The sequence below is a fragment of the Brevibacterium otitidis genome (genome assembly GCF_042429315.1).
Lineage (GTDB): Bacteria > Actinomycetota > Actinomycetes > Actinomycetales > Brevibacteriaceae > Brevibacterium > Brevibacterium otitidis.
Window position 1 is genome coordinate 1 of record NZ_JBHMAU010000049.1, and the last position, 24,455, is coordinate 24,455.

At 67.0% G+C, this 24,455-nt stretch carries 20 protein-coding genes and 2 rRNA genes; 6 read left to right on the forward strand and 16 right to left on the reverse strand.

What is annotated here, in order from left to right; translation table 11 throughout:
• The first annotated feature begins 142 nt into the window (after nt 1-142).
• From ACFFN1_RS07500 to ACFFN1_RS07510, 3 genes are read left to right on the forward strand one after another with little or no spacing between them, the layout of a single operon-like run.
• Nucleotides 143-2,011 (forward strand): ABC transporter ATP-binding protein, encoded by a 1,869-nt coding sequence (locus ACFFN1_RS07500; RefSeq protein WP_376840062.1) that lies wholly within the window; start codon nt 143-145, stop codon nt 2,009-2,011.
• A complete protein-coding gene (locus ACFFN1_RS07505; RefSeq protein ID WP_376840063.1) occupies nt 2,008-3,768 on the forward strand; it encodes an ABC transporter ATP-binding protein in 1,761 nt (586 codons plus the stop codon). The genes ACFFN1_RS07500 and ACFFN1_RS07505 overlap by 4 nt, the downstream gene beginning before the upstream one ends.
• A gap of 29 nt (nt 3,769-3,797) precedes the next feature.
• Nucleotides 3,798-4,406 carry a TetR/AcrR family transcriptional regulator gene (locus ACFFN1_RS07510; protein WP_376840064.1) on the forward strand — a complete coding sequence of 203 codons (609 nt, stop codon included), beginning with the start codon at nt 3,798-3,800 and terminating at the stop codon, nt 4,404-4,406.
• Nucleotides 4,407-4,414: 8 nt separating this feature from the next.
• On the opposite strand, the gene ACFFN1_RS07515 is transcribed toward ACFFN1_RS07510, so the two are convergent.
• The 5 genes from ACFFN1_RS07515 to ACFFN1_RS07535 are packed head-to-tail and all read right to left on the reverse strand — an operon-like array spanning nt 4,415 to nt 10,950.
• Nucleotides 4,415-5,809 carry an amidase gene (locus tag ACFFN1_RS07515; RefSeq protein WP_376840065.1) on the reverse strand — a complete coding sequence of 465 codons (1,395 nt, stop codon included), beginning with the start codon at nt 5,807-5,809 and terminating at the stop codon, nt 4,415-4,417.
• 18 nt (nt 5,810-5,827) lie between these two features.
• Complete coding sequence (locus ACFFN1_RS07520; RefSeq protein WP_376840066.1) at nt 5,828-7,642, reverse strand: dipeptide ABC transporter ATP-binding protein; 1,815 nt, start codon at nt 7,640-7,642, stop codon at nt 5,828-5,830.
• Nucleotides 7,642-8,490, reverse strand: coding sequence for an ABC transporter permease (locus tag ACFFN1_RS07525; RefSeq protein WP_376840067.1), 849 nt, complete (start codon nt 8,488-8,490; stop codon nt 7,642-7,644). The genes ACFFN1_RS07520 and ACFFN1_RS07525 overlap by 1 nt, the downstream gene beginning before the upstream one ends.
• Nucleotides 8,487-9,434, reverse strand: coding sequence for an ABC transporter permease (locus ACFFN1_RS07530; RefSeq protein WP_376840068.1), 948 nt, complete (start codon nt 9,432-9,434; stop codon nt 8,487-8,489). Before ACFFN1_RS07530 ends, ACFFN1_RS07525 begins: the two co-directional genes overlap by 4 nt.
• 4 nt (nt 9,435-9,438) lie before the next feature.
• The gene (locus ACFFN1_RS07535; protein WP_376840069.1) at nt 9,439-10,950 is read right to left on the reverse strand and encodes an ABC transporter substrate-binding protein; all 1,512 of its coding nucleotides are present in this window, start codon (nt 10,948-10,950) and stop codon (nt 9,439-9,441) included.
• A 258-nt stretch (nt 10,951-11,208) separates the two neighbouring features.
• Between ACFFN1_RS07535 and ACFFN1_RS07540 the strand changes: the two genes are divergently transcribed.
• The gene (locus ACFFN1_RS07540) at nt 11,209-12,075 is read left to right on the forward strand and encodes a CPBP family intramembrane glutamic endopeptidase (RefSeq protein ID WP_376840070.1); all 867 of its coding nucleotides are present in this window, start codon (nt 11,209-11,211) and stop codon (nt 12,073-12,075) included.
• A gap of 58 nt (nt 12,076-12,133) precedes the next feature.
• On the opposite strand, the gene rdgB is transcribed toward ACFFN1_RS07540, so the two are convergent.
• The 5 genes from rdgB to clpS form a co-directional block, all read right to left on the reverse strand.
• Complete coding sequence (gene rdgB / locus ACFFN1_RS07545; RefSeq protein ID WP_376840071.1) at nt 12,134-12,751, reverse strand: RdgB/HAM1 family non-canonical purine NTP pyrophosphatase; 618 nt, start codon at nt 12,749-12,751, stop codon at nt 12,134-12,136.
• A 31-nt stretch (nt 12,752-12,782) separates the two neighbouring features.
• Entirely contained in the window at nt 12,783-13,517 is a 735-nt protein-coding gene (rph, locus tag ACFFN1_RS07550) for a ribonuclease PH (protein ID WP_376840072.1), read from the reverse strand.
• 133 nt (nt 13,518-13,650) lie between these two features.
• Nucleotides 13,651-14,484 carry an MBL fold metallo-hydrolase gene (locus tag ACFFN1_RS07555; protein ID WP_376840073.1) on the reverse strand — a complete coding sequence of 278 codons (834 nt, stop codon included), beginning with the start codon at nt 14,482-14,484 and terminating at the stop codon, nt 13,651-13,653.
• A gap of 36 nt (nt 14,485-14,520) precedes the next feature.
• A complete protein-coding gene (locus ACFFN1_RS07560; protein WP_376840074.1) occupies nt 14,521-15,198 on the reverse strand; it encodes a DUF2017 family protein in 678 nt (225 codons plus the stop codon).
• A 16-nt stretch (nt 15,199-15,214) separates the two neighbouring features.
• Nucleotides 15,215-15,532 carry an ATP-dependent Clp protease adapter ClpS gene (gene clpS, locus ACFFN1_RS07565; protein WP_376840081.1) on the reverse strand — a complete coding sequence of 106 codons (318 nt, stop codon included), beginning with the start codon at nt 15,530-15,532 and terminating at the stop codon, nt 15,215-15,217.
• A 67-nt stretch (nt 15,533-15,599) separates the two neighbouring features.
• Here clpS and ACFFN1_RS07570 point away from each other — a divergent pair, with 67 nt between their 5' ends.
• The gene (locus ACFFN1_RS07570) at nt 15,600-16,949 is read left to right on the forward strand and encodes a nicotinate phosphoribosyltransferase (protein ID WP_376840075.1); all 1,350 of its coding nucleotides are present in this window, start codon (nt 15,600-15,602) and stop codon (nt 16,947-16,949) included.
• Nucleotides 16,950-17,026: 77 nt separating this feature from the next.
• Here the strand turns inward: ACFFN1_RS07570 and ACFFN1_RS07575 are convergent, their stop codons facing one another.
• A complete protein-coding gene (locus tag ACFFN1_RS07575) occupies nt 17,027-18,826 on the reverse strand; it encodes a DEAD/DEAH box helicase (protein ID WP_376840076.1) in 1,800 nt (599 codons plus the stop codon).
• Nucleotides 18,827-19,087 carry a DUF3039 domain-containing protein gene (locus ACFFN1_RS07580; protein ID WP_376840077.1) on the reverse strand — a complete coding sequence of 87 codons (261 nt, stop codon included), beginning with the start codon at nt 19,085-19,087 and terminating at the stop codon, nt 18,827-18,829. It abuts the gene before it with no gap.
• A 41-nt stretch (nt 19,088-19,128) separates the two neighbouring features.
• On the opposite strand from ACFFN1_RS07580, the gene ACFFN1_RS07585 reads away from it, so the two are divergent.
• Complete coding sequence (locus tag ACFFN1_RS07585; protein WP_376840078.1) at nt 19,129-19,674, forward strand: flavin reductase family protein; 546 nt, start codon at nt 19,129-19,131, stop codon at nt 19,672-19,674.
• Nucleotides 19,675-19,783: 109 nt separating this feature from the next.
• Here the strand turns inward: ACFFN1_RS07585 and gdhA are convergent, their stop codons facing one another.
• The 4 genes from gdhA to ACFFN1_RS07605 form a co-directional block, all read right to left on the reverse strand.
• Nucleotides 19,784-21,127: an NADP-specific glutamate dehydrogenase gene (gene gdhA / locus ACFFN1_RS07590; protein WP_376840079.1), complete on the reverse strand. Its 1,344-nt coding sequence runs from the start codon at nt 21,125-21,127 to the stop codon at nt 19,784-19,786.
• Nucleotides 21,128-21,351: 224 nt separating this feature from the next.
• On the reverse strand, nt 21,352-21,894 hold the full coding sequence (locus ACFFN1_RS07595; RefSeq protein ID WP_376840080.1) for a hypothetical protein: 543 nt from the start codon (nt 21,892-21,894) through the stop codon (nt 21,352-21,354).
• 191 nt (nt 21,895-22,085) lie between these two features.
• Nucleotides 22,086-22,202: ribosomal RNA gene (rrf, locus tag ACFFN1_RS07600) — 5S ribosomal RNA — on the reverse strand.
• A gap of 131 nt (nt 22,203-22,333) precedes the next feature.
• Nucleotides 22,334-24,455 (reverse strand): 23S ribosomal RNA (locus tag ACFFN1_RS07605); the annotation flags it as partial.

Genomic DNA, 24,455 nt, shown 5'->3' on the forward strand with positions numbered 1-24,455 from the left:
CTCGCCCGCGGCTACCGCAACCAGCACAACTACCGCCTCCGCATGCTCCTCGCCGCCGGCGGACTCACCCCATGACCCCCACCGGATGTCCGAAGAGCCCCTTAAGTGTTAGGTTAGGCTCACCCGACCAGAAAGAGTAACGATGACCGCTCACCTCGAGGCGGCCTCGCCCGGCAGCTCGGCTGCCGAGGCCACCCCCGCCGCCGATATCCCCGCACCTGAAGAATCCCCCGCCGAGAAGGACAAGCGCGGCCGGGCCGCCCTGTCCCAGCTACTCGCCCCGGTGTCCGGCCGCCTGCTCATCGGACGCATCCTTGGCGCACTGGCCGGCATCGTGGCCGTCGCCCCCTACGTCGCCCTCGTCGAACTCGGCCGGGCGGTGCTGCCAGCACTCACCGGCGCCCCGATCGACACCGGACATGTGAACACGATCATCTTCTGGATCCTGGCCAGCGTCAGCCTGCAGACGACACTGACCTTCGTCGCCCTGCTCATCACTCATTTCGCCGACCTGCGCTTGAGCGTCATCCTGCGCCAGCGGATCATCGAGCGCATCGCCCGCGCCCCGCTGTCCTGGTTCGGTGAGAACACCTCCGGCCAGGTGCGCAAAGCCGTGCAGGATGACACGAAGGCCCTGCACACGCTCGTCGCCCACGCCCCGGTCGAGCAGATGCTCGCGGTCGTGACCCCGCTCGCTCTTGCCGTCTACGCCTTCATCATCGACTGGCGGCTCGGGCTGCTGGCGATCGCCTCGGTCCCGGTCTACCTCGCGATCCAGGCCTTCACCATGCGCGGCATGGGCGCCAAGACCGCAGCGATGGACACGAAGCTCGGCCATGTCGCCTCGGCGATCGTCGAGTTCTGCGATGGCATCGGCGTCGTCAAGGCCTTCGGCCGCACCGGCGCCGCCCACGAGCGCTACCGCCGCGCCGCCGATGAGTTCAGTGTCTTCTACATGGCCTGGGTCGGCCCGCTCATCCGCATCTCCGCGATCAGCGAAGCGGTCATCAGCGTGCCGGTCCTCATCCTCCTCAACGTCGGCGTCGGCTCACTGCTCGTGACCTCCGGAGCGGTCACCGCCGCCGATGTCATCGCCACCGCGATGATCGCTCTCGTCCTGCCCGCGACCATCCAGACGCTGGGTACCACCGCATGGAACTACCAGACCGCCGGAGCCGCCGCCCTGCGGCTGTCGGCACTCCTGTCGACCGACGAACTCACGACCGTGACGCCGGCTGCGGACTCCGCAGCACCGGCAACCGCCTCAGCCGCGCCCGAGGCGGCGGGCACCGTCCGCTTCGACGGCGTGTCCTTCTCCTATGGCTCAGCCGATGACGCGCCGCTGGCCCTCGATGATGTCAGCCTGACCCTGGAGCCGGGCACCGTCACCGCGCTCATCGGCCGGTCCGGATCGGGCAAGTCGACGTTGGCGCTCATGCTCGCCCGCTTCTACGATCCGGCCGCGGGCACCATCCGCATCGGCGGTGCGGACATCCGCTCGCTGCCGCCTTCCGAGCTGTACCGCAGGGTGTCGTTCGTGCTGCAGGACCCGCAGCTCATCGCCGAGACCATCCGCGAGAACGTCCGCCTGGCTGTCCCCGATGCCGGGGATGCCGCAATCTGGCATGCGCTCGAGCAGGCGCAGATCGCCCCCGAGATCCGCGCACTGCCGAACGGACTCGACACCGTCATCGGCCGTGACACCGAGCTCTCCGGCGGTCAGCAGCAGCGCATCGCCATCGCCCGGGCGCTGCTGGCCGATGCCCCGATCCTCATCCTCGACGAGGCGATGAGCGCCACCGACCCCGACTCCGAGGCCGAGATCCAGCAGGCTCTCACCGGCCTCGTCGCTGGCCGGACCGTCCTCGTCATCGCCCACCGCCCCGAATCGGTCCTCGGCGCCGACCAGATCATCCGCCTCGACCGCGGCCGCATCGCCGAGCGGCTCGCCGGCAGCGCCATCACCGATGACGCCGTCTACACCCTCATGGCCTCCGGAGGTGCCCGTTGATCCCCTTCATCCGCTCTGCCCGCCATCTCATGACCCCTGACGGGCACCGCCGGCTGACCTGGGCGATGATCAGCTCAGCGCTGGCCGGCCTGTGCGAGGCCGCGGCACTGCTCGTCATGCTGCCGCTCATCACCGCGCTGCTCACCGGCGCGCCGTCTGCCGGGCTCGGCTTCAGCGCATGGCTGTGGGTGCTCATCGGCATCGCCGCCGCCGGTGCGATCACCCGCTACGTAGAGGCCAATATCGGCTACCTGGGTGCCGGCGACCTCATCCGCAACGCCCACCGGCTGCTCGGCGACCAGCTGGCCAGACTGCCGATCGGCTGGTTCTCCCGGCAGCGCTCCGGAGAGCTCTCACGCCTGACGACCAGCGAGTTCATGACCGTCGCCTCGGCTGTCGGCCACACCGTCACCGCTCTGATCAGGCAGGTCGCAGCCGTGCTCACAGTCGCCATCGGCACCTGGCTGTGGGACTGGCGCCTGGGTCTCGTCTTCCTCATCAGCGCACCGGTGGCGGTGCTGCTGCTGTGGGGCGGCACCGCGCTCACCCGTGCCGCCCACCGTGTCCAGGCCCCGTCGACGAACGAGGTCTCCTCCCGCATCGTCGAATACGCCGCCTGCCAGCCGGCGCTGCGTGCCGCCGGCCGGGCGGAGTCCTTCACCCCGCTCACCCGCGCCAGCGCCGTCAACGACCGGGCCAGGTTCATCGAGCTGTGGCTGCAGACCGCCGGGCTGCTGCTGAGCAACATCGCCCTGCAGGCCATCGCCGTCGGACTCATCATCGCCACCGCCTGGTTGCTGACCGCCGACCTGCTCACTGCGGTCGCGGCTGTGACCTTCGTCGGCCTCGCCCTGCGTTTCACCCGCAATCTCCAGTCCGCCGCTGAGAGCCTGATGGCCATCTTCCCCGGCCTGCCGCCGATGGAACGGGCCCTAGAGATCATGCAGTCCCCGGTGCGCACCGAACCGCATGACGCCGCCGCGCTGCCGGTGCCCGGCGAGGTCCGTCTCGAGGACGTGAGCTTCAGCTACCGACCTGATGCCCCGGTGCTCACCGGCATCAGCTTCACCGCGGCACCGGCGACGATGACGGCGATCGTCGGGCCTTCGGGTTCGGGCAAGACGACGATCGCCCGGCTCATCGCCGGCTTCTGGCAGGCCGACAGCGGCACGGTCTCCACCGGCGGCACCCCGATCAGTGCCCAGACGACCGAGCAGCTCATGGCCCAGCTGGGCATCGTGTTCCAGGACGTCTACCTCTTCGACGACACCCTCGAAGCCAATATCCGCATCGGCCGGCCCGATGCCAGCGAGGCAGAGATCCGCGAGGCCGCCGACCTCTCCGGTGTCACCGAGATCGCCGGCCGGCTGCCCGGCGGCTGGCAGGCCCGCGTCGGTGAGGGCGGGCGTGCGCTCTCCGGCGGCGAGCGCCAGCGCGTCTCGATCGCCCGGGCGCTTCTCAAGCGGGCGCCGATCGTCCTCTTCGATGAGGCGACAAGCGCACTCGATGCCGAGAACGAAGCCAATGTGCTCGCCAGCATCGACGCCCTGCGGGACCAGTCGTCGACGATCATCGTCATCGCCCACAAGCTCTCGACGATCGCGCGTGCCGATCAGATCATCGTGCTCTCCGACACCGGCACCATCGCCGAGACCGGCACCCATGATGAGCTCTACGCCGCCGACGGCGCCTACCGCCGCTACTGGGACCACCGGCAGCAGGCGGCCGGCTGGCGGCTGACAGGACCCCGCACATGAGCAGGCACACACGGGCTACTCTGGTGCGCATGACGAAGAATAGAGGCCCGGCCCCGCGATTCACCATCGGCGACGCGGTCGCCGCCGCCCTCGACCTCGGCATCGACCAGTTCACGATGGCGCAGGTCGCAGCCCGCCTGTCCGTCACACCGCCGGCGCTCTACCGGATGGTCAGCAGCCGCGAAGAGCTGCTGCGGCTGAGCTTCGCAGCGGTGGCAGCCGAGATGCGCCCGCCGGACCCGCAGCACTCCTGGCAGCAGCAGCTGCGCGATTTCGCTGAAGCGCTGTGGGATCTGTGCGAAGCCCACCCAGGCATGCCGCGGGCCGTCATCGGCACCCCGCACCTGCATGCTGAGGTGTGGGCGCAGCTCGGCCGGTTCGCCGATGCGGTGCAGGCTGCCGGCTGCCCGCTGCCGCGTGAGACCGTCGTCTTCGCCCTCGACTTCCTCGGCGACACCGTCGCGACCACGCATATGAGCATCACTGCGATGCGCAGCCCGAAGGACACCGGAAGCACCGAGCATGCCACCGGCAGTTCACGGTTCATGGCCGAGCCCTCGGCGACCGAACGCGGCTACCTCGAACGCAAGATCGGCTTCATCATCACCGGCCTCGAAGCCGGCTGGTCACCGACCTGAGCAGATGGTCAGACACCCACCGTGCGCGAGGCGGTGGGCACCTCGAGTGCCGATTCGAACCACTCCGACAGTGCGAGCACCCCGCGGTCGTCGAACCGGCGCCCGGCGACCTGCAGCCCGATCGTCCGGCCATCAGCCGTGTACCCGGCCGGCACGGAGGAGGCGGGCTGTTCGGACATGTTGTACGGAACGGTGAACGAGATGTGCTGCATCGGCTGGGTCGCGTCGTTGAACGGCATCGGCCAGTCAGCTGGGAATGCCGCCATCGGTGCGACCGGTGAGAGCACGAAGTCATAGCCTGCCGTGGCTTCGACGGTGCGCCGGCGCATCTCCTGGATCGAGTGGTAGCAGCGCAGCAGCTCTGTCGCCGAGATGTCCTCCCCGGCCCAGCACCACTGGGCGACATAGGGCAGGATCTTCCGCCGGTCGGCATCGTCGAGGGCCTTGAAGTCCGCCCAGGAGCGCACCCGCCAGAACCGGTCGACGTCGACGAGCAGATCCTGGTCCATGAACGGGGTGATCCGCTCGATCGTCGCCCCAGCGCTCTCAAGAACGGCTGCGGCGGCATCGACGGCGGCGGCCACCTCGGGGTCGGTGTCGCTGCCGCACCCGGCATCGGTGTGCACGGCGACTTTCAGCCCGGTGACGTCGAAGTTCTCGTCCCGGTAGCCGGCGTCGGTGGCCGGCAGCTGGGAGTAGTCGCGGTCATCGGGCCGTCCGATGACCTCCATCGCATCGATGACATCGCTCACCCGCCAGGCCAGGGGGCCTGCGCACCGGCCGAGGTAGGGCACTGAGAGCGGCACCCGCCCGAAGCTCGGCTTGAGCGTCGCCAAGCCCAGCCAGGTGCCCGGCAGCCGGATCGACCCGCCGATGTCGGAGCCGATGTGGATTGGCCCATACCCGGCCGCGGCCGCCGCCCCGGCACCAGACGACGACCCGCCGGTGGTCAGCTCCGGGTTCAGCGGTGAGCGGGTGATGCCGTGCCGGGAGGACACTCCGGAGGACAGCATCCCCCAGTCGGGCATGACGGTCGAGCCGAAGAGCACCGCACCGGCCTCGAGCAGCCGGTCGGTGATCGGCGCGTTCTCTTCAGCGACGGTCGGTTCGCCGGCATTGTGCCCACCGGGCATCCCCACCCCGGCCCAGGCGATGTTCTCCTTGATCGTCACCGGCACGCCTTCGAGATCCGAGAGCGGTGTGCCTGCCTGCCAGCGGGCCGCTGATGCCTCGGCTGCCTGCCGGGCGGCGTCGAAGTCGGTGTGCCACAGCGCGTTGATCGTCGGTTCGCATGTCTCGACGCGCTCCTTGACGGCGTCGAGGACTGCGACCGGGTCGGTGCGGCCTGCGGCGTAGGCGGCGCGCAGTTCGGCGGCACTGGCATCGGCGAGGGTGGTGTCCATGGCGGTCCTTCCGTGCCGTCAGCCGGCCCGCTCATGCAGAGCGGCGGCGGGCGTGGGTGTGGCGGCGACGAGTGAAGCAGTGTACTCGTGCTGCGGGTGGTCGTAGATCGAGTCGACGTCACCGGCTTCGACGATCCGGCCGTCTTTCATGACGACGACATCCGAGCACAGGTGGCGGACGACCCCGAGGTCGTGGGAGACGAACACAAGGGTGAGCTCGTAGTCGTCGACGAGGTCGGTGAGCAGGTTGAGCACCTGGGCGCGGACGGAGACGTCAAGCGCGGAGACCGGTTCATCGGCGACGAGGATGCGCGGCCGGCACACGAGGGCACGGGCGATCGAGATGCGCTGCCGCTGCCCGCCGGAGAACTGGTGCGGATACCGGGTGCGGCTGTCAGCATCAAGGCCGACGGCTTCGAGCATCTCGACGACCTTCTCCTGCCGCTGCCCGGCCGGCGCACCCATCGCCACCAGTGGTTCGGCGACGATGTCGGCGACGGTCATGCGCGGATCGAGGCTGGCGAACGGGTCCTGGAAGACGATCTGCAACTCCTCGCGCATCGCCCGCAGCTGCGCATGACTGGCCTGGCCGATCTCACAGTCCCCGACCCGCACATACCCACTGGTGAGCGGCTCGAGGCCGGAGAGGATCCTGAGCAGCGTCGACTTCCCGGAACCGGATTCGCCGACGATCCCGAACCGCTGCCCGGCCCGGATGCTCAGCGACACATCGGTGAGCGCATCGACGGTGTCTGCTCTGCTGAACAGCCCGGACTTCGTGCGCTGATAGGTCTTGTGCAGGCCCTCGATCTCGATGAGCGGCGCCTGCTCCCCCGCTGCCTGTTCCCCCGCCGCGTCTCGTCCGGCTGCGGTGGCCGTTCCCGAGGAGGTGGTGACGTTCCGTGCGCGGGTGCCCTCCGCCTCGGGCGCGGTGGCACGCGGGTGCCCGAGCCGGGCGGCGTCGTAGACGCGGGCGGTGGCGATGGTGAACAGGCGCCCGTCGTCGTCGGTGGCGGTGAGGTCGGAGGCGGCGAGCAGCCCGCGGGTGTAGTCGTGCTGCGGGTCGGTGAAGATCTGCTCGGCGGGCCCGGCCTCGACGATCTCGCCTTTGTACATCACCATGACCTTCTCGCACACACTGGCGACGACGGCCAGATCATGGGTGATGAACAGCAGGCCCGTATCCGAGGTGGTGACGGCGTTCAGCACGAGGTCGAGGACCTGCCGCTGGACGGTGACGTCAAGCGCGGTGGTCGGCTCATCGCAGATGAGCAGCTGCGGGTCGTTGGCCAGTGCCATCGCGAGCATCACCCGCTGCCGCTGCCCGCCGGAGAGCTGGTGCGGATACGCCCGGGCGGTCGCCGGCGGGTCGGGCAGCTGGACAAGGCCGAGGAGGTCGATCGCGCGCTTCGCGGCCTCAGGTTTGGACTGGGTGCGGTGGATGCGCATGACCTCGGCGACCTGGGCGCCGACGCGCATGAGCGGGTTGAGGGCGCTCATCGGCTCCTGGAAGACCATGCTCATGTGCATCCCGCGCAGCCGGGCGATCTGCTGATCGGAGCGTGCAAGCAGGTTGCCGTCGGTGCCGGCCAGGGTGATCGAGCCGGTGGCGGTGAGCTCCTCGGGCAGCAGTCCCATGACCGCGGAGGCGGTCAGCGATTTCCCGGACCCGGATTCGCCGATGAGCCCGACCCGCTCACCGGGGGCGATCGCAAACGTCGTCGGGTGCACGAGCGTGGTCCGGCTGGTGCTGATGGACAGGTCGGTGACCTCAAGCAGGCTGCGCTGGCTCGTCGTGGTTGGCTCGGTGTGGGCGCTGGCGTGGGCGGGCATCAGTCACGTCCCTTCAGCTTCGGGTCGAAACGGTCGCGCAGCCCGTCGCCGAGCAGGTTGAACCCGAGCACCGCCGCAGCGATGCAGAGGCCCGGCCAGAGCGCGAGCATCGGATGCGAGGACAGGTACTGCTGTGACTCCTGCAGCATCCGGCCCCATGAGGGGATCGGCGGCTGGGTGCCCAGGCCGAGGAACGACAGCCCGGCCTCGGCGAGGATGGCGAGGGCGAAGGCGACGGAGGCCTGCACGATGACCATGCCGGCGATATTGGGCAGCACGTGGACGAGGGCGATCGCACCGATCCGCCGGTTGGCCGCCCGGGCGGCCATGATGTACTCAGTGCTCATCACCTGCAGGGTCCCCGAGCGGGCGACGCGGGCGAAGCCGGGGATCGAGGCGATGCCGAGGGCCACCATCGCCGGGCCGGTGCCGGGGCCGAACACGGCAGAGAAGACGATCGCCAGCAGCAGCGCGGGGAAGGCCAGCAGCAGGTCGTTGCCGCGCATGATGAGCCCGGACAGCCAGCCGTAGGGCGTCATGCCGGCGAGCACTCCCAGCGGCACCCCGATGAGGGCGGCGATCGCCACGGAGACGACGCCGACGAGCAGAGTGATGCGCGCACCGTACATGATCCACGTGAAGGTGTCGCGGCCGTAGCGGTCGGTGCCGAGGAGGTGGTCGGCGGACATGCCCTGCAGGCGGTCGGCCGGCATCGCCTGGGTGGGGTTGTACGGCGTCCACACAAAGGAGACGAGCGCCATGAGGATGACGATGCCGATGAGGATGAGACCGATCGTCAGCGAAGCATCGGCTTTGAACCGGCGGCTGGCGACGAGGCTGGTGGTCATGCGGCCCTCCTGACGCGCGGGTCGAGGACGGTGTAGAGCAGGTCGACGATGAGGTTGAGGAGCAGCACGAGCACGACGAGCACCATGACGATGCCCTGGACGGTCACGAGGTCGCGGTTGGCCACAGCCCGGACGAGTTCGGATCCCATGCCGGGGATGACGAAGACCTGCTCGATGACGACGGCGCCGATGAGCATCGTCGCCAGCTGGATGCCGGCGACGGTGACGACGGGGATGGCGGCATTGCGCAGCCCGTGGCGCACAAGCGCCTGCGTCTTCGTCAGGCCCTTGGCACGCGCGGTGCGCAGGAAGTCCTCGCGCATCACTTCGAGCACGGCTGAGCGCACATAGCGGGTGAGGATCGCCGCCTGCACGAGTGCCAGCGCCAGCACCGGCAGTGCGAGCCGGGCGAGGAACCTACCGAGGCCTTCGATCGGGGCGGCCCAGCCGCTGGAGGGGAACCAGCCGAGACCGAGCGAGAAGATCATGATGAGGATGATCGCCGCGAGGAAGTTCGGCACGGCGATGCCGAGCTGGCTGGCCGCTGAGATGACGGTGCCGAGCGTGCGCTTCTGGAATACCGCGGCCAGGGAGCCCAGCGGGACTGCGATCAGCAGCGCGACCGCCATCGAGGCGATGACGATGATGAGGGTGACCTGGATGGAGTCGGCGATGACCGGGGTGATCGGCGCCCGGGTGACGTACGAGGTGCCGAAGTCACCGGTGACGACTCCGCCGATCCAGTCGAGGTACTGCACGAACCGCGGCCGGTCGAGGCCGTATTTGCGCTCGAGCTGGGCCACCGCCTCGGGCGTGGCGTTCGTGCCCAGGGCGACTTGGGCAGCGTTGCCGGGCAGCACCTGCATGAGCAGGAACACCACGACCGAGGCGACGAGGGCGGTGAGGACGAACTGGAGCAGCCGACGGATGAGGTATGCGGCCACGAGCTCACTTCCAGGAGAGGGTGGCGATCGGGAAGGCGTCGGACACGAAGTTCTCCGGCAGCCCATCGACCTGCGCGTCGGCGACGATGAGGTTGGGGAACAGGAAGAGGAATCCGGCGGCGGCGTCCTCGGTGATGGTCCGGGCGACGTCCTTCATGCCGGAGATGTACTCCTCCTCACTGCCGGTGTCGGCCTTCTTCACCGCATCCTCGATGTGCGAGTAGTCGTAGCCGGTGTAGTAGTCCGGGCCGAACACGGTGAGCATGTCGTTGGCCTCAACATGGTTGATGATCGACATGTCGTATTCGTGGTTGGTGAAGGTCTTCTCCAGCCACACCGCCGGGAACTCCTGCGTTTCGATCGTCGCCTTGAGGCCGGCGGCCTCCAGCTGGGAGGCGACGATCTCCGCCGAGGCGGTGGCATACGGCAGGTTCGGCACCGTGAAGTTGATGCTCTCACCTTCGATTCCGGCCTCGGAGACGAGCTCCTTGGCCTTGTCGAGGTCGTGCGGGAACACATCGGTGAGGTCCTCGTAGTACGGGGAGGTCGGCGGCACCATACCGCCGATGAGCGTGCCGTAGCCGCCCCAGGCGGTGTCGATGATCGCCTGCTCATCGATCGCGTAGAGCACCGCCTCGCGGGCCTTCTGATCGGAGAAGACGCCCTCAGCGTTGTTCATCGACAGCACGACCTCGCCGTTCGTGGTGCCTTCGACGACCTGGTACTCGTCCGGGGACTCGAAGTCGCCGGCCAGCTCCGGGGCCTGGAGGCTGGCGAGCACATCGACTTCGCCGGACTTCACGGCGTTCACCGCCGCGACCGGGTCCTTGTAGTACTTGAAGGTCACTGTCTCGAGCTTCGGCGCCTCACCCCAGTAGTCGTCCCGGGCGGAGTAGACGATCTCCTGACCGCGGGTGAAGGACGACACCTCGTACGGGCCGGTGCCCACAGCCTCATTCGCCAGATCGCTGACAGCGTCTTCGCTGAACACCGCACCGACCGCGCTGGCCAGGTCGTAGAGCCACACATTCGAGGGATCCGACAGCGTGATCTCGACCGTCTGGTCATCCGGGGTGGTGATCTCGTCGATGACGGCCATCTTCGCTTTGAGCCCGTTGGTCCAGGCATCGGAGTTGACGCGGTCGTAGGAGAACTTGACGTCCGAGGAGGTCAGCTCATCGCCGTTGGAGAAGGTCACGCCGTCCTGCAGGTGGAAGGTGTAGGTGGCGCGGTCCTCGGAGATGTCCCACGACTCAGCCAGCGCCGGCTGCAGCTCGCCGTCCTGGTCGATGCGCACAAGCGATTCGTAGACGTTCTCCATCAGCGCCTGCGGGATCGCCGCGCCGCCGGTGGTGGTGAAGTCGAGATTGGCCGGTTCAGCGGTGTGCGCGACGACCATATCGGTGCGCGCTTCATCTTCTGCGGAGCTGTCGGAGCCGGCACCTGCGCTGCAGGCGGTGGCGGTGAGCGCGACGGCAGCCAGGGTTGCCGCCGAGGCGGTGAGTCGTAACGTCATTGTTCCCTCGAATCATCAATGCGCTAGTCAGCGGTTTGCTGATCTGCAGATACCTTAACGGACGATGTGAGGCGACTCTCACGATGTCTCACAGTGTGTCCATTCCACACCCGGACTGCTGTGCTGTCCTGTCGACCCGCCGTTCCCGAGGCGGTGGGCGCCTGCCGCGGCCCTGTCCGGGATACGATATGGCAAGGTAGCAGCCGCTGCGCCCAGCCGCCTCCCCTGTCCCCGTCCCCTGCTCCCGAGGTCCCGCCCATGGCTCCCTGGATCCGCTCCTCGCCCATCCTCGCGTTCGCGGTGCTGACATATCTGGGGTCATGGATCCTCTGGAGCCCGTGGTGGCTGGCCGCCAACGGTGTGGGGCTGCTGCCCTATGAGCTGCCGTTCGGGGCAGTTGCACTCACCAATCAGCTCGGGCTCTTCGGCGGTCCCTTGGCAGCCGGGCTCATCGTCACCGGCTGCTGCCGCGGCCGGGCGGGCCTGCGCCGCTTCGGTGCCACGTTCGTGCAGTTCCGGGCGGCCGGCCGCTGGTACGCGCTCGCCCTCATCGGCATCCCGCTGGCTGTTGCGATCGGATATGCGCTCACCGGCGGGTTCGGAGCCTCTGCCGAGCAGATCGATGCGGTGCTGCTGGGAGCGCTGGCCGGCAACTTCCTCATCTATCTGCTCGGCGGTCCGCTGCAGGAGGAGCCGGGCTGGCGCGGAGTGGCGCTGCCGCTGCTGCAGCACCGGCATCATCCGCTCACCGCAGCGCTCATCCTCGGAGTCCTCCACTGCTTCTGGCATGCGCCGCTGTTCACCACCGCCGAATGGAACACCGCCCGCTCGAGCGCAGAGGACTACATCGCCTATCTGCTGCTCGTCCTCGCGCTCACGGTCGTGCTCTCGTGGCTGTTCACCGCCTCGGGCGGTTCGGTCGTGCTCGCAGTCCTCGGACACAACAGCCTCAACTGGGCGATGCTCGCCGCCGGCGTTCTCACCGGCGCACCGGCGACGAACTGGCCGGCAGCGATCGGTCTGGCTGTGCTCGCCGCGGCAGCCATCGGCATCACCCGCGGCCAGCTCGGCCACGACCCGGCCGCCCCTGCTGACCCGTTCGGACTGCTGCGCAGCGGTCAGTGACCGAGGCTGGCCGCTGAGCGGTGCCGGTCAGTGACTGGGCCGTCAGTGACTGAAGCGGTCAGTCGGCCCGGTCGGCGAGCTTCTGCGCCAGGGCCCGGAGCGCCTGACCGCGGTGGGAGATCGCGTTCTTCTCCTCAGCACTCAGCTGCGCGGTCGTGACCGCATAACCATCGGGGTAGAAGATCGGGTCGTAGCCGAATCCGTGTTCGCCCACCGGTTCCCGGCCGAGACGGCCGCGCATCTGTCCTTCGGCAAGCACCACCTCGGGTTCGGTGCCGCCGCGCGGGTCGACGAACACGCCCGCACAGCGGAAGGCAGCCTGCCGGTGCTCATCGGGCACATCGGCCAGCTGCGCGAGCAGCAGCTCGTAGTTGGCGACATCATCGCCGTGTCTGCCCGACCAGCGGGCGGAGAAGATCCCCGGCGCCCCGCCGAGCACCTCGACGGCCAGACCGGAGTCGTCCGCGATCGCCGGCAGCCCGGTGTGGGCGGCCGCTGAGCGGGCTTTGAGCTCAGCATTGGCTGCGAAGGTCACGCCGTCCTCGACGACCTCGGGCAGGTCGACGTCAGCGGCGGTGAGCACGGTGATCGGCCGGTTGAGGGCGGTGCGCAGGATCTCGTCGAGCTCTGCCCGCTTGCCCTCATTGCGGGTGGCGATGACGATGCGGTCGAACATGCTGGTTCCCTCTTCCTGTGCAGGCCGCGTCTCAGCGGCGCGGGGCGGCGAGCGCCTCGCGTTGCAGCTCGCTCAGGCGCGCGCATCCGGTCTCGGCGAGGTCGAGCAGCGTGTTGAGCTCGCTGCGGTCGAAGGCCTCCTGCTCGGCGGTGCCCTGGATCTCGACGAAGCGGCCGGAGCCGGTCATGACGACGTTCATGTCCGTATCGGCGGCGGAGTCTTCGACATAGGGCAGGTCGAGGACCGGCTGCCCGTCGACGATGCCGACGCTGATCGCAGCGACTGAGTCCGTCAGCGGCTCGGCGGCGGCCGGGATCCAGCCGCGGGATCGGCCGGTGTCGATCGCATCGGCCAGTGCCACATAGGCTCCGGTGATCGCGGCGGTGCGGGTTCCGCCGTCGGCTTGGAGGACATCGCAGTCGAGCTGGATGGTGTTCTCCCCCAGCTTCTCCATGTCGACGACCGCGCGCAGCGCCCGGCCGATGAGCCGGGAGATCTCATGCGTGCGCCCGCCGATCCTGCCCTTGACGGATTCGCGCGGGCTGCGGTCGTGGGTGGCGCGCGGCAGCATCGCGTACTCGCCGGTCACCCAGCCGAGTCCGGAGTCCTTCCGCCAGCGCGGCACACCTTCGGTCAGCGACGCAGCGCACAGCACGCGGGTGTCGCCGAACTCGATGAGCACACTGCCTTCAGCGTGGGTGAGCCAGTCGCGGGTGATGCGCACCTGGCGCAGTTCGTCGTGGGCGCGGCCATCAGGGCGGGTCATGGGGTCTCCTTCTTCCGTTCGCGGGCCTGCCTGCTCAGCGGTCCGGCCGCTGCGCAGCGCTTCAGCCTGCGCAGCGCTCCTATCGCTCAGCATCTCCGTCACTGCCACCAGGCTATCGCTGCCGCACGTGTCGTTACAGCTGCCAGGTGTTGCCGGGGCGGGCCAGCTCGATCGGCCCGGAGAACTCGCCGGCGGCCTCAGCGCGGACCATCCCCGCATCGGTCCACGGCGGAATGTGGGTGAGCACGAGGTTCTTCACACCGGCGGCATCGGCAACCCGGCCGGCGCGCAGGCCGGTGAGGTGGATGCCGCGGGCTGCGTCGCGGTCCTCCTGGAACGCCGCTTCGCAGATGAAGACATCGGCATCGCGGGCAGCGTCGACGAGGCCTGCGCATTCATCGCTGTCACCGGAGTAGGTGATGACATTGCCGTCGGGATCTTCGAAGCGCAGCGCATAGGCCTCGACCGGATGCTCGACGAGGAACGCGGTGACCGTCACCGGCCCGATCGCGAACGACGCCCCCGGCGTCAGGCCGTGGAAGGAGAACACGGTCGAGAGATCGGTCGGATGCGACTGCCCGGCCACCGGGCTGAGTCCCGGCTCGGTGTGGTAGGCCGCGGCCAGGCGCTCATGGGTGCCGGCCGGACCCCAGACGGGCAGGGAGGCGCGGATCGCACCGGTGTCCGTGTGAGCGTCACCGCAGTTGAAGTACTTGGGGTCGTAGCTGCGGTAGACGTAGAGGCCGGTGACGTCGAGGCAGTGGTCCGGGTGCAGGTGCGAGAGCACAACGGCGTCGATGCCGGAGGGGTCTGCGTAGTTCTGCAGGGTGCCGAGCGCCCCGGAGCCCAGGTCGATGACGATCCGGTACTCCCGGTGGTCGACGCTGGCCTCGAGCAGATAGCAGCTGGCAGCCGAGGCGGGTCCGGCGAAGGATCCCGAGGTGCCGATCGCGGTCAGTCGCATCATGCTGGTGTTCCTCCTGAAACTTGCATCATCGCGTCATCAGGCATCATTGCCGCTGTCCTCTCCCCCGGCGCCGAGGTGCGACAGCAGGATCGTCGTCAGCCGCTCCTGCGCCCAGGTGAGGAAGTCGTAGACGGTGAGCATCGTCGCCTGCTGGTCGTCGAGCTCAGCAGCGGCCTCGCGGGCGTAGAGCTCCTCGACATCGGATTCGCTGGCCATGCTCATGCGGGTGGCGAGCACGAGACGGACGTCGTTGAGGGCCATCGACCAGGCGCGGGTGTGCGCCTCATCGAGTTCGATCCGCCCGGTCAGCGACAGGTCGTAGAGCGCAGTGCGGATATTGGCGAGCTTCGATTCGCGCAGATCGTGTTCGGTCAGTCGGCGGAACTCCGCTGAGCGCTCGGCATCGTCGCCGTCGACATCGGGCAGCAGCCGCAGCACTGCCGGGTCCTCGGGCCGCTCCGTCGTCGAGATGCCCACCAGTCGGGCCAGGTCGTCGTCGCTCAGCCCGCCGTCTGCAGAACCGGCACGGCCCTCCTCGGCCACCCCCGCCTCGGGCGCGGGGTCCGCGTCCTCGACCGGCATGCCGAGCGAGTCGAGCTCACCCTCGCCGCCGAGCATGACGGCGACATCGGAGAGCAGGGAGCGGAAGATGTGGCGCTCCCCCGGTTCGAGGTCGAGCACTGCGAAGGCGCGCGCCGCGGAGTGGATTCTCATCAGCTGTCCTTCCGGCTCACGCGTCTCCGCCGGACGGGGCGCGGCGACAGGTCGCCCACAGGCCGAAGCTGTGCATGGCGGCGGTGTCGCGCTCCATCTGCTCGCGGCTGCCGGTGGCCACGGTGCTGCGGCCCTGTTCGTGGACCTCCATCATGAGCTTCTCCGCCTTCGCCCGCGAGTAGCCGAAGTAGCTTTGGAAGACGTAGGTGACGTAGCTCATGAGGTTGACCGGATCGTTCATGACGATGCACACCCAGGGCTCATCCGGCCGAGTCTCCTGCAGAGTCTCAGCCTGGGGATCGATCACCGCTTGGGATGTGTCGCCTGTTGACATCACGCCATTCACTGTAGGCGAACACAGCGTTCACCCAGTAATCCTGCAGTGCTTTATCATCGTTCCTATGAGTGATCTCACACCGGCTTCCCCACAGGGCTCCGGCCCGTTCCGGCCCTCGACAGCACTGCTGACCGACCATTACGAACTCACGATGCTGCAGGCTGCGCTCGACTCGGGCACCGCGCACCGCCGCAGCATCTTCGAAGCCTTCGGCCGCCATCTGCCCGCCGGCCGCCGCTACGGAGTGGTCGCCGGCACCGGCCGGATCCTGGAGATGCTCGCCGACTTCCGGTTCACCGCTGCGGAGCTGCGGTTTCTGGAGTCCACGCATGTCGTCGATTCGACAACGCTCGACTGGCTGGCCGACTTCCGGTTCTCCGGCGACATCCGCGGCTATGCCGAGGGCGAGGTGTACTTCCCCGGCTCACCGCTGCTGACGGTCGAGTCGACCTTCGCCGAGGCGGTGGTGCTGGAGACGATGATCCTCTCGGCGCTCAACTACGACTCCGCTGTCGCCTCTGCGGCCTCACGGATGAGCCGGGTCGCCGGCATCCGTCCGTGCGTCGATATGGGTTCGCGGCGCACCCACGAGCAGTCGGCCATCGCCGCCGCCCGAGCCACGGTGGTCGCCGGCTTCGCCTCGACTTCGAATCTGGAGGCCGGCCGCCGCTACGGGCTGACGACCGTCGGCACCGCTGCCCACTCCTTCACCCTCATCCACGACACCGAGCGGGAGGCCTTCGAAGCGCAGGTCCGCTCCCTGGGCACCGACACGATCCTGCTGCTCGACACCTATGACGTCGATCAGGCGCTCACCACCGCGATCGAGGTGGCCGGCACGAACCTCGGCGGCGTGCGCCTCGACTCCGGCGATCTGGGCATCCAGGCGGCCGAGGTGCGGGAGAAGCTCGATGCGCTCGGTGCTCTCAACACCCGCATCACGGTCACGAGCGACCTCGATGAGTATGCGATCGCCGGTCTGGCCGCTGCTCCCGTCGACGCCTATGGCGTCGGCACGCGTGTGGTGACCGGCTCCGGCGCCCCGACCGCCAGCCTCGTCTACAAGCTCGTCGCTCACAGCAGCGAGTCCGGCGACTGGGTCTCCGTGCAGAAGAAGGCCTCCGGGAAGTCCTCGACCGGCGGGATGAAAGAGGCCGCCCGCATCATCGACGGGTCGATCGCCGTCGAAGAGGCGATCGGCATCCCGCACCTGGAGCTGCCCGATGATCTTGAGGCCCGCCCTCTGCAGGTGCCGATGGTCACCGCCGGTGAGATCGACGATTCCTTCACCGGTCCCGAGGGGGTCCGCCGTGCGCGTGAACGTCACGCTGCGTCGATGGCTGAGCTGCCGCGCACCGCGCACCGCCTGCAGGCCGGCGAACCGGCGATCCCGACCGTCTTCTACGAAGCCTGACCCAGGTTCACGGGGCGCGCCCCGCGACCGTCGGCACCCCGCGAGCCAGCGCCCCGCGGCTGTCAGCGCCCCACAGGTCAGCGGCGGCCGACGAACCAGCCCTGCAGCTTGGCGATGCGCGCCTGGATCTGCGCCCGGCTGGCTTCGGCCACCGGCGGGCCGCCGCAGGCTTTGCGCAGGTCGACATGGATTGCGGCATGCGGTTTGCCGGTGCGCCTGGCCCAAGCACCGACCATCGTCTGCAGCTTGCTGCGCTCCTCCTTCAGCAGCCGGTGATCGTGCTCGGCGATCTCAGCTGCCGGCGCCTCCGCGGCCTGCTGGCGTGCACCGGCACGTGCACGCCGTTTCGTCTGCTCGGCCTGGCGGGTGCGCAGCAGCTCGGCGACCTGATCGGGTTCGAGCAGCCCGGGGATGCCGATGAAGTCGAGTTCGTCCTCCGAGCCGATCGTGCCGCCGGCGCCGAACTCACCGCCGTCGAAGAGCACCCGGTCGAAGGAGGCCTGCGAGTCGAGCGCCTCATAGGAGCCGAAGAGATCATCCGAGGCTGATTCGCCGGCATTGGCCTCGGCGAGCGCATCGTCGTCGAGGAGGATCTCGCCATCGTCCTCGTCCGACTTGCGGTCGAGCGCGTGATCGCGCTGAAGCTCGAGCTGATTGGCCAGGGCAAGGAGGATCGGAACGGAGGGCAGGAAGATCGAGGCGGTCTCACCTCGGCGGCGGGCGCGCACAAAGCGGCCGATCGCCTGGGCGAAGAACAGCGGCGTCGAGGACGAGGTCGCGTAGACGCCGACGGCCAGGCGCGGCACGTCAACGCCTTCGGAGACCATCCGCACGGCGACCATCCAGCGGCGGTCGGAATGCTGGAACTCTTCGATCCGCTTGGACGCGCCCTCCTCATCGGAGAGCACGACGGTGACCGGTTCGCCGCAGATCTCGCGCAGCTGCTTGGCATAGGCGCGGGCGACCTCCTGGTCGGTGGCGATGACGAGACCGCCGGCGTCGGGAACGCTGCGGCGAACCTCGGACAGGCGCAGGTCAGCGGCCTTGAGCACGGCGGGGATCCACTCGCCCTTCGGGTTGAGCGCGGTGCGCCAGGCTTGGGCGTGGATGTCCTTGGTCGCCTCCGCACCCAGGATCGCCGACATCTCCTCGCCGGCCTTCGTCCGCCAGCGCATCTCCCCGGAATACGTCATGAACAGCACCGGGCGCACGACGCCGTCCTTGAGCGCCTGGGCGTAGCCGTAGGTGTAGTCGGCCCGCGAGGTGCGGATGCCCTCCTCATCGGGGACGTATTCGACGAACGGGATCGCCGCAGTGTCCGAGCGGAACGGCGTACCGGTCAGGGCGAGCCGGCGCCGGGCGGGGCTGAACGCCTCGCGCACGGCATCACCCCAGGACAGCGCGTCACCGGCATGGTGGATCTCGTCGAGGATGACGAGCGTGCGGGCTGCGGCAGTGCGGTTGTGGTGCAGCACCGGCTTGGCGGCCACCTGCGCATAGGTGACGGCCACCCCGTGGAACTCCCGGCCGTGCCGGCCCTGGGAGTTCTTGAAGTTCGGGTCGAGGCGGATGCCCACCCGGGAGGCGGCATCGGCCCACTGGGTCTTGAGGTGTTCGGTGGGGGCGACGACGGTGATCCGGTCGACTTTGCGTTCGGCCAGCAGTTCGGCGGCCAGACGCAACGCGAAGGTCGTCTTGCCGGCGCCGGGGGTCGCGACGGTGAGGAAGTCGCGCGGCTCCGTGGCGAAATAGCGTTCCAGGGCCTCAGCCTGCCAGGCACGGAGCTTGCCTGCCGTTCCCCACGCGGCACGTTCGGGAAAGGCTGGTGAGAGGTGTTCTGCGGCTGAAGTTCCTGGGATCCGAGTCGGACCCGACATCTACTCCTGCGGTCCTTCAGGCATCGATTCGTAGATCTCCTTGCACTTCGGGCAGACCGGAAAGCGCTCGGGGTCGCGGGAGGGAACCCACACTTTCCCACACAGCGCGATGAGCGGCGTGCCAGTCACCATGGATTCCATGATCTTGGCCTTCGGCGCGTAGTGCGAGAACCGCTCGTGATCGCCGGGCTCAGCAAGCTGGTCCTGTGTCTGGCGCTCGATTGTGGCGGCGCCACCGGTTGCGGGCATCGTCTCGGACATAGCCACCATTCTAGCGCCGGCGGCTGACTAGACTAATCGGCATGGCCCACAGTGATGCTGAGCTCACCTTTCCTCCCGCCGCCGAGGCGCCGGCTGGCGAGGGTCTCATCCGCACCTACCGGCAGACCGCCGGGCAGATGGTCCGGCCGGTGGCGGTGGTGGCGTGTCTGCGCGGCCGGCAGCCGCATGCCATCACCGTCGATTCGTTCCTCGATGTCTCCTATGATCCGCCGACGATGGCCGTGAGCGTGTACTCCGGATCGCGGATGATGGAGTCCCTCGACATCGCCGATGCGATGACGATCAGCGTGCTCGCAGCCGAGCAGAAGAACATCGCCCAGTGGCTCGGTGAGCCCGGCCAGCCGCTCTACGGGCTGCTCGACACGGTGCCCACTGCCGCGGCCCCGTCCGGTGTGCCCTATATCCGCGGGGCTGCTGCTGTGTTCGACTGCCGGATCGTCGACTGCCTCGAGGTGGCGACGCATACGCTCGTCGTCGGCGAGGTGCTCACGTGTGCGGAGAGAGCAGGCGCGCGTCCGCTGGCACGCTGGCAGGACGGCTACGGCACGGCCACCGGCCGCGGCTGATCGCGCAGCCCGCGGCTGATCGGGCGGTGGCTGAGCAGACAGCGCGGCTGATCGGGCGGTGGCTGAGCAGACAGCGCGGCTGATCACACAGCGCCGCTTCCCGCCTGGCTCAGACGACGCCGATGCTGTGCATCGCCTGGGCCACCCGGACGAAGCCGGCGATATTCGCACCCGTGACGAGGTCGCCGGGGTGACCGTACTCCTCGGCGGCGGCGGCGCAGCGTTCGTGGATGCCGGTCATGATCTCATCGAGCTTGTGCTCGGTGTAGTCGAAGTCCCAGCTGTCGCGTGAGGCGTTCTGCTGCATCTCCAGGGCGCTCGTGGCCACACCGCCGGCGTTGGCTGCCTTGCCGGGGCCGAAGAGGACCTTGTTCTCACGGAAGATCCGCACCGCTTCCGGCGTGCACGGCATGTTTGCGCCTTCGGCGACAACACGCACACCGTTGTCGACGAGCATCTGCGCGGAATCGCCGTTGAGCTCGTTCTGCGTGGCACACGGCAGAGCGATATCGGTCTTGATCGACCAGATGTTGCCGCCGTCTTCGTACTTGGCGCTGGCACGGCGTTCGGCATACTCGCTGATGCGGGCACCCTCGACGAGCTTGACCTGACGCAGCAGAGCGATGTCGATGCCGCGGGGGTCGTGGACGTAGCCGGAGGAGTCGGATACACCGATGACGGTGGCGCCGAGCTCCTGTGCCTTCTGCGCAGCGTGGATGGCGACGTTTCCGGAACCGGAGACGACAGCCGAGCGGCCTTCGATCGTCCGGTTGGTCTCCTTGAGCATCTCGCGTACGAAGAACACCGTGCCGAAGCCGGTGGCTTCGGTGCGGACCATCGAGCCGCCGTAGCTCAGTCCCTTGCCGGTGAGCACGCCGGCCTCATAGCGGTTGGTGATGCGCTTGAACTGGCCGAACAGGAAGCCGATCTCCTGTTCGCCGACGCCGATGTCACCGGCTGGCACATCGGTGTACTCGCCGATGTGGCGGTAGAGCTCAGTCATCATCGACTGGCAGAAGCGCATGATCTCCAGGCGCGACTTGCCCTTGGGGTCGAAGTCGGATCCGCCCTTGCCGCCGCCGATCGGCATGCCGGTGAGTGCATTCTTGAAGGTCTGCTCGAAGCCCAGGAACTTGATGATCCCGGAGCTGACCGTCGGGTGGAAGCGCATGCCGCCCTTGTAGGGGCCGAGAGCGGAGTTGAACTCGACGCGGTAGGCGCGGTTGATCTGCACGTCGCCGTTATCGTCGAGCCACGGGACGCGGAAGATGATCTGACGTTCGGGTTCGCACAGCCGCTCAACAGCAGCGAAGGCGAGGTACTCGGGATGCTTGTCGACAACGGAGCCGAGCGAGTGGAGCACTTCGTGCACGGCCTGGTGGAACTCGGACTCGCCTGGGTTGCGGCGCAGCACAGTGTCGAACAGAGGCTGGAGATTCGGGTGCAATGACATGAGTCGATTGTAAGTGCTCAGTGGGAGCGCCCACGCAATGGGTCAGATCGTGGCCGAGGAGTCATCTGCAGTTCACAGAAGCGTGCAGCCCCGCGGCTGTCTGGCGAGCAGAACGCCGCGGGGCTGTGCAGCAGGCATTGCACGAGGACGCCCAGCTTCGGCCGGTGGGAATGTGTGCAGAGAGCAGGCAGACGACGCTCAGGAGCGTCGGCCGCAGGCAGCTGCTAGAAGTACTCCTTGATGTACTCCTCAGAGCCGATGCCGACCGAGTCGAAGTGCTCGGCCTTGGCAGCATCTTCTGCGAGGTACTCGAGTTCTTCTCCATCAGCATCGGAGGCCTTTGCCTCTTCATACTCGTCGCTCGCCGTTTGCAGGGCGACGGGCTGCCACACGGAGAGCCCGAGCTTCTCGCAGACGTACCCCGCGGGGGCTTCGTCGTCGCAGACCTCAGCGTCGCCGTTGAGTTCCTGCAGCAGCTCAGCACACGTGACGGCGTTCATCTGGGACAGATTGTGTTCGTTCCAGACGACGTCGACGCCGTCTTTCTTCGGGTTCGTGGCGAATTCGAGGAAGTGGACGCCGTTCTCGCCGATGTGCACCTGGACAGCGCAGACGTGGAACAGAAGGGTCTCCTCGCTTGGATGGTTCTCAGGCTGGCCGAGGACTGCGCAGACCTGATCGGCGCTGTCACCGAAGCGAACGGTGCCCTCACCGTAGGGCGCCTCGAAACGAGCACCGTCGAAGGAGGTCAGAGTGATAGACAACATGAGTGCGTCCTTTCGGATGCAGGATCATGCGCCCAGTGCGCGGAGCGATCGGTGAAATCAACGTACCGCAGAAGAGGGAAATGTGCGTGAACTCCGCGTGAAAACGGACGCTGTCTCCGTCAGTGACAGAGTGAATAGGCGCGGGCCCGGGGAGCGATGCTCAACCCGGGCCCGACTATCTTGATGTTAAATTGCGGCGGTGTCTTACTCTCCCACACCCTGTCGAGTGCAGTACCATCAGCGCTGGCAGGCTTAGCTTCCGGGTTCGGAATGGGGCCGGGCGTTTCCCTGCCGCTATTGCCGCCGCAAAACCATTGGGGGTGTTGCGTGGATACGTGTTGTGGACGCGTAGCGTTGTTGTGACACGTTGTGTTGTTGTGTGTCTTGTGTTACCCGACCCGTGTCATGTCCGCACACCGTGTTTCAAGGGGGTGTGGGTTTGGGTGAGTGGTGGGCGTATTAGTACCAGTCAGCTGCACACATTGCTGTGCTTCCACGTCTGGCCTATCAACCCCCTGGTCTAGAGGGCGCCTCATAGGGAAATCTCATCTTGAAGCAGGCTTCCCACTTAGATGCTTTCAGCGGTTATCCTTCCCGAACGTAGCCAACCAGCCATGCACCTGGCGGTACAACTGGCACACCAGAGGTTCGTCCGTCCCGGTCCTCTCGTACTAAGGACAGCCCTTCTCAAATTTCCTACGCACGCAGCGGATAGGGACCGAACTGTCTCACGACGTTCTAAACCCAGCTCGCGTACCGCTTTAATGGGCGAACAGCCCAACCCTTGGGACCGACTCCAGCCCCAGGATGCGACGAGCCGACATCGAGGTGCCAAACCATGCCGTCGATATGGACTCTTGGGCAAGATCAGCCTGTTATCCCCGAGGTACCTTTTATCCGTTGAGCGACCGCGATTCCACAATCCACGGCCGGGTCACTAGTCCCAGCTTTCGCTCCTGCTCGACACGTCCGTCTCACAGTCAAGCTCCCTTGTGCACTTACACTCGACACCTGATTGCCAACCAGGCTGAGGGAACCTTTGGGCGCCTCCGTTACTCTTTGGGAGGCAACCGCCCCAGTTAAACTACCCATCAGGCACTGTCCCTGAACCCGATCAGGGTCCGAAGTTAAGGAATCCACTATGGTCAGAGTGGTATTTCAACAATGACTCCACACACACTGGCGTGCATGCTTCACAGTCTCCCACCTATCCTACACAAACCACACCGAATCCCAATACCAAACTATAGTGAAGGTCTCGGGGTCTTTCCGTCCTGCTGCGCGTAACGAGCATCTTTACTCGTAGTGCAATTTCGCCGAGTTCGCGGTAGAGACAGCAGAGAAGTCGTTACGCCATTCGTGCAGGTCGGAACTTACCCGACAAGGAATTTCGCTACCTTAGGATGGTTATAGTTACCACCGCCGTTTACTGGGGCTTAAATTCTCCGCTTCGAGCTTACGCTCTAACAGGTCCTCTTAACCTTCCAGCACCGGGCAGGCGTCAGTCCGTATACATCGACTTGCATCTTCGCACGGACCTGTGTTTTTAGTAAACAGTCGCTTCTCTCTGGTCTCTGAGGCCACCACCAGCTCACAACCGCAAGGGCTGGTCACCAGGGTGGCCCCCCTTCTTCCGAAGTTACGGGGGCAATTTGCCGAGTTCCTTAACCACGATTATCTCGATCGCCTCGGTATTCTCTACCAGACCACCTGAGTCGGTTATAGGGTACGGGCGGCTAGAACCTCACGTCGATGCTTTTCTCGGCAGCATAGGATCACCAGATCACCCCACCAGTGTGGGGCGCCCATCAGCTCTCAGCCACATGTCACCCGGATTTGCCTAGATGACGGCCTACCACCTTAGACCGCGACAACCATCGCACGGCCTGGCTACCTTCCTGCGTCACACCTGTTAACACGCTTACCTACTACACGCTCAGGTCCCACACATCACCCACCCGACACCCCGAAGGGCGCGGACAGGTTTAACATGGTTAGTCTCACATGCCTCGGTATGGACGGTTCTTCGCCGGTACGGGAATATCAACCCGTTGTCCATCGACTACGCCTGTCGGCCTCGCCTTAGGTCCCGACTTACCCAGGGCGGATTAGACTAGCCCTGGAACCCTTGGTCATCCGGCGGACGGGTTTCCCACCCGTCTTTCGCTACTCATGCCTGCATTCTCACTCGCATAGCCTCCACCACTGGATCACTCCGCAGCTTCACCGGCCACACGACGCTCCCCTACCCAACACCACAACCCGTTAGGGTTACCATGATGCTGCCATAACTTCGGCGGTGTGCTTAGCCCCGCTACATTGTCGGCGCAGAATCACTCGACCAGTGAGCTATTACGCACTCTTTCAAGGGTGGCTGCTTCTAAGCCAACCTCCTGGCTGTCTTCGCAACTCCACATCCTTTCCCACTTAGCACACGCTTAGGGGCCTTAGTTGATGGTCTGGGCTGTTTCCCTCTCGACTACGAAGCTTATCCCCCGCAGTCTCACTGCCACGCTAACTTTACTGGCATTCGGAGTTTGGTTGACGTCAGTAACCCGGTG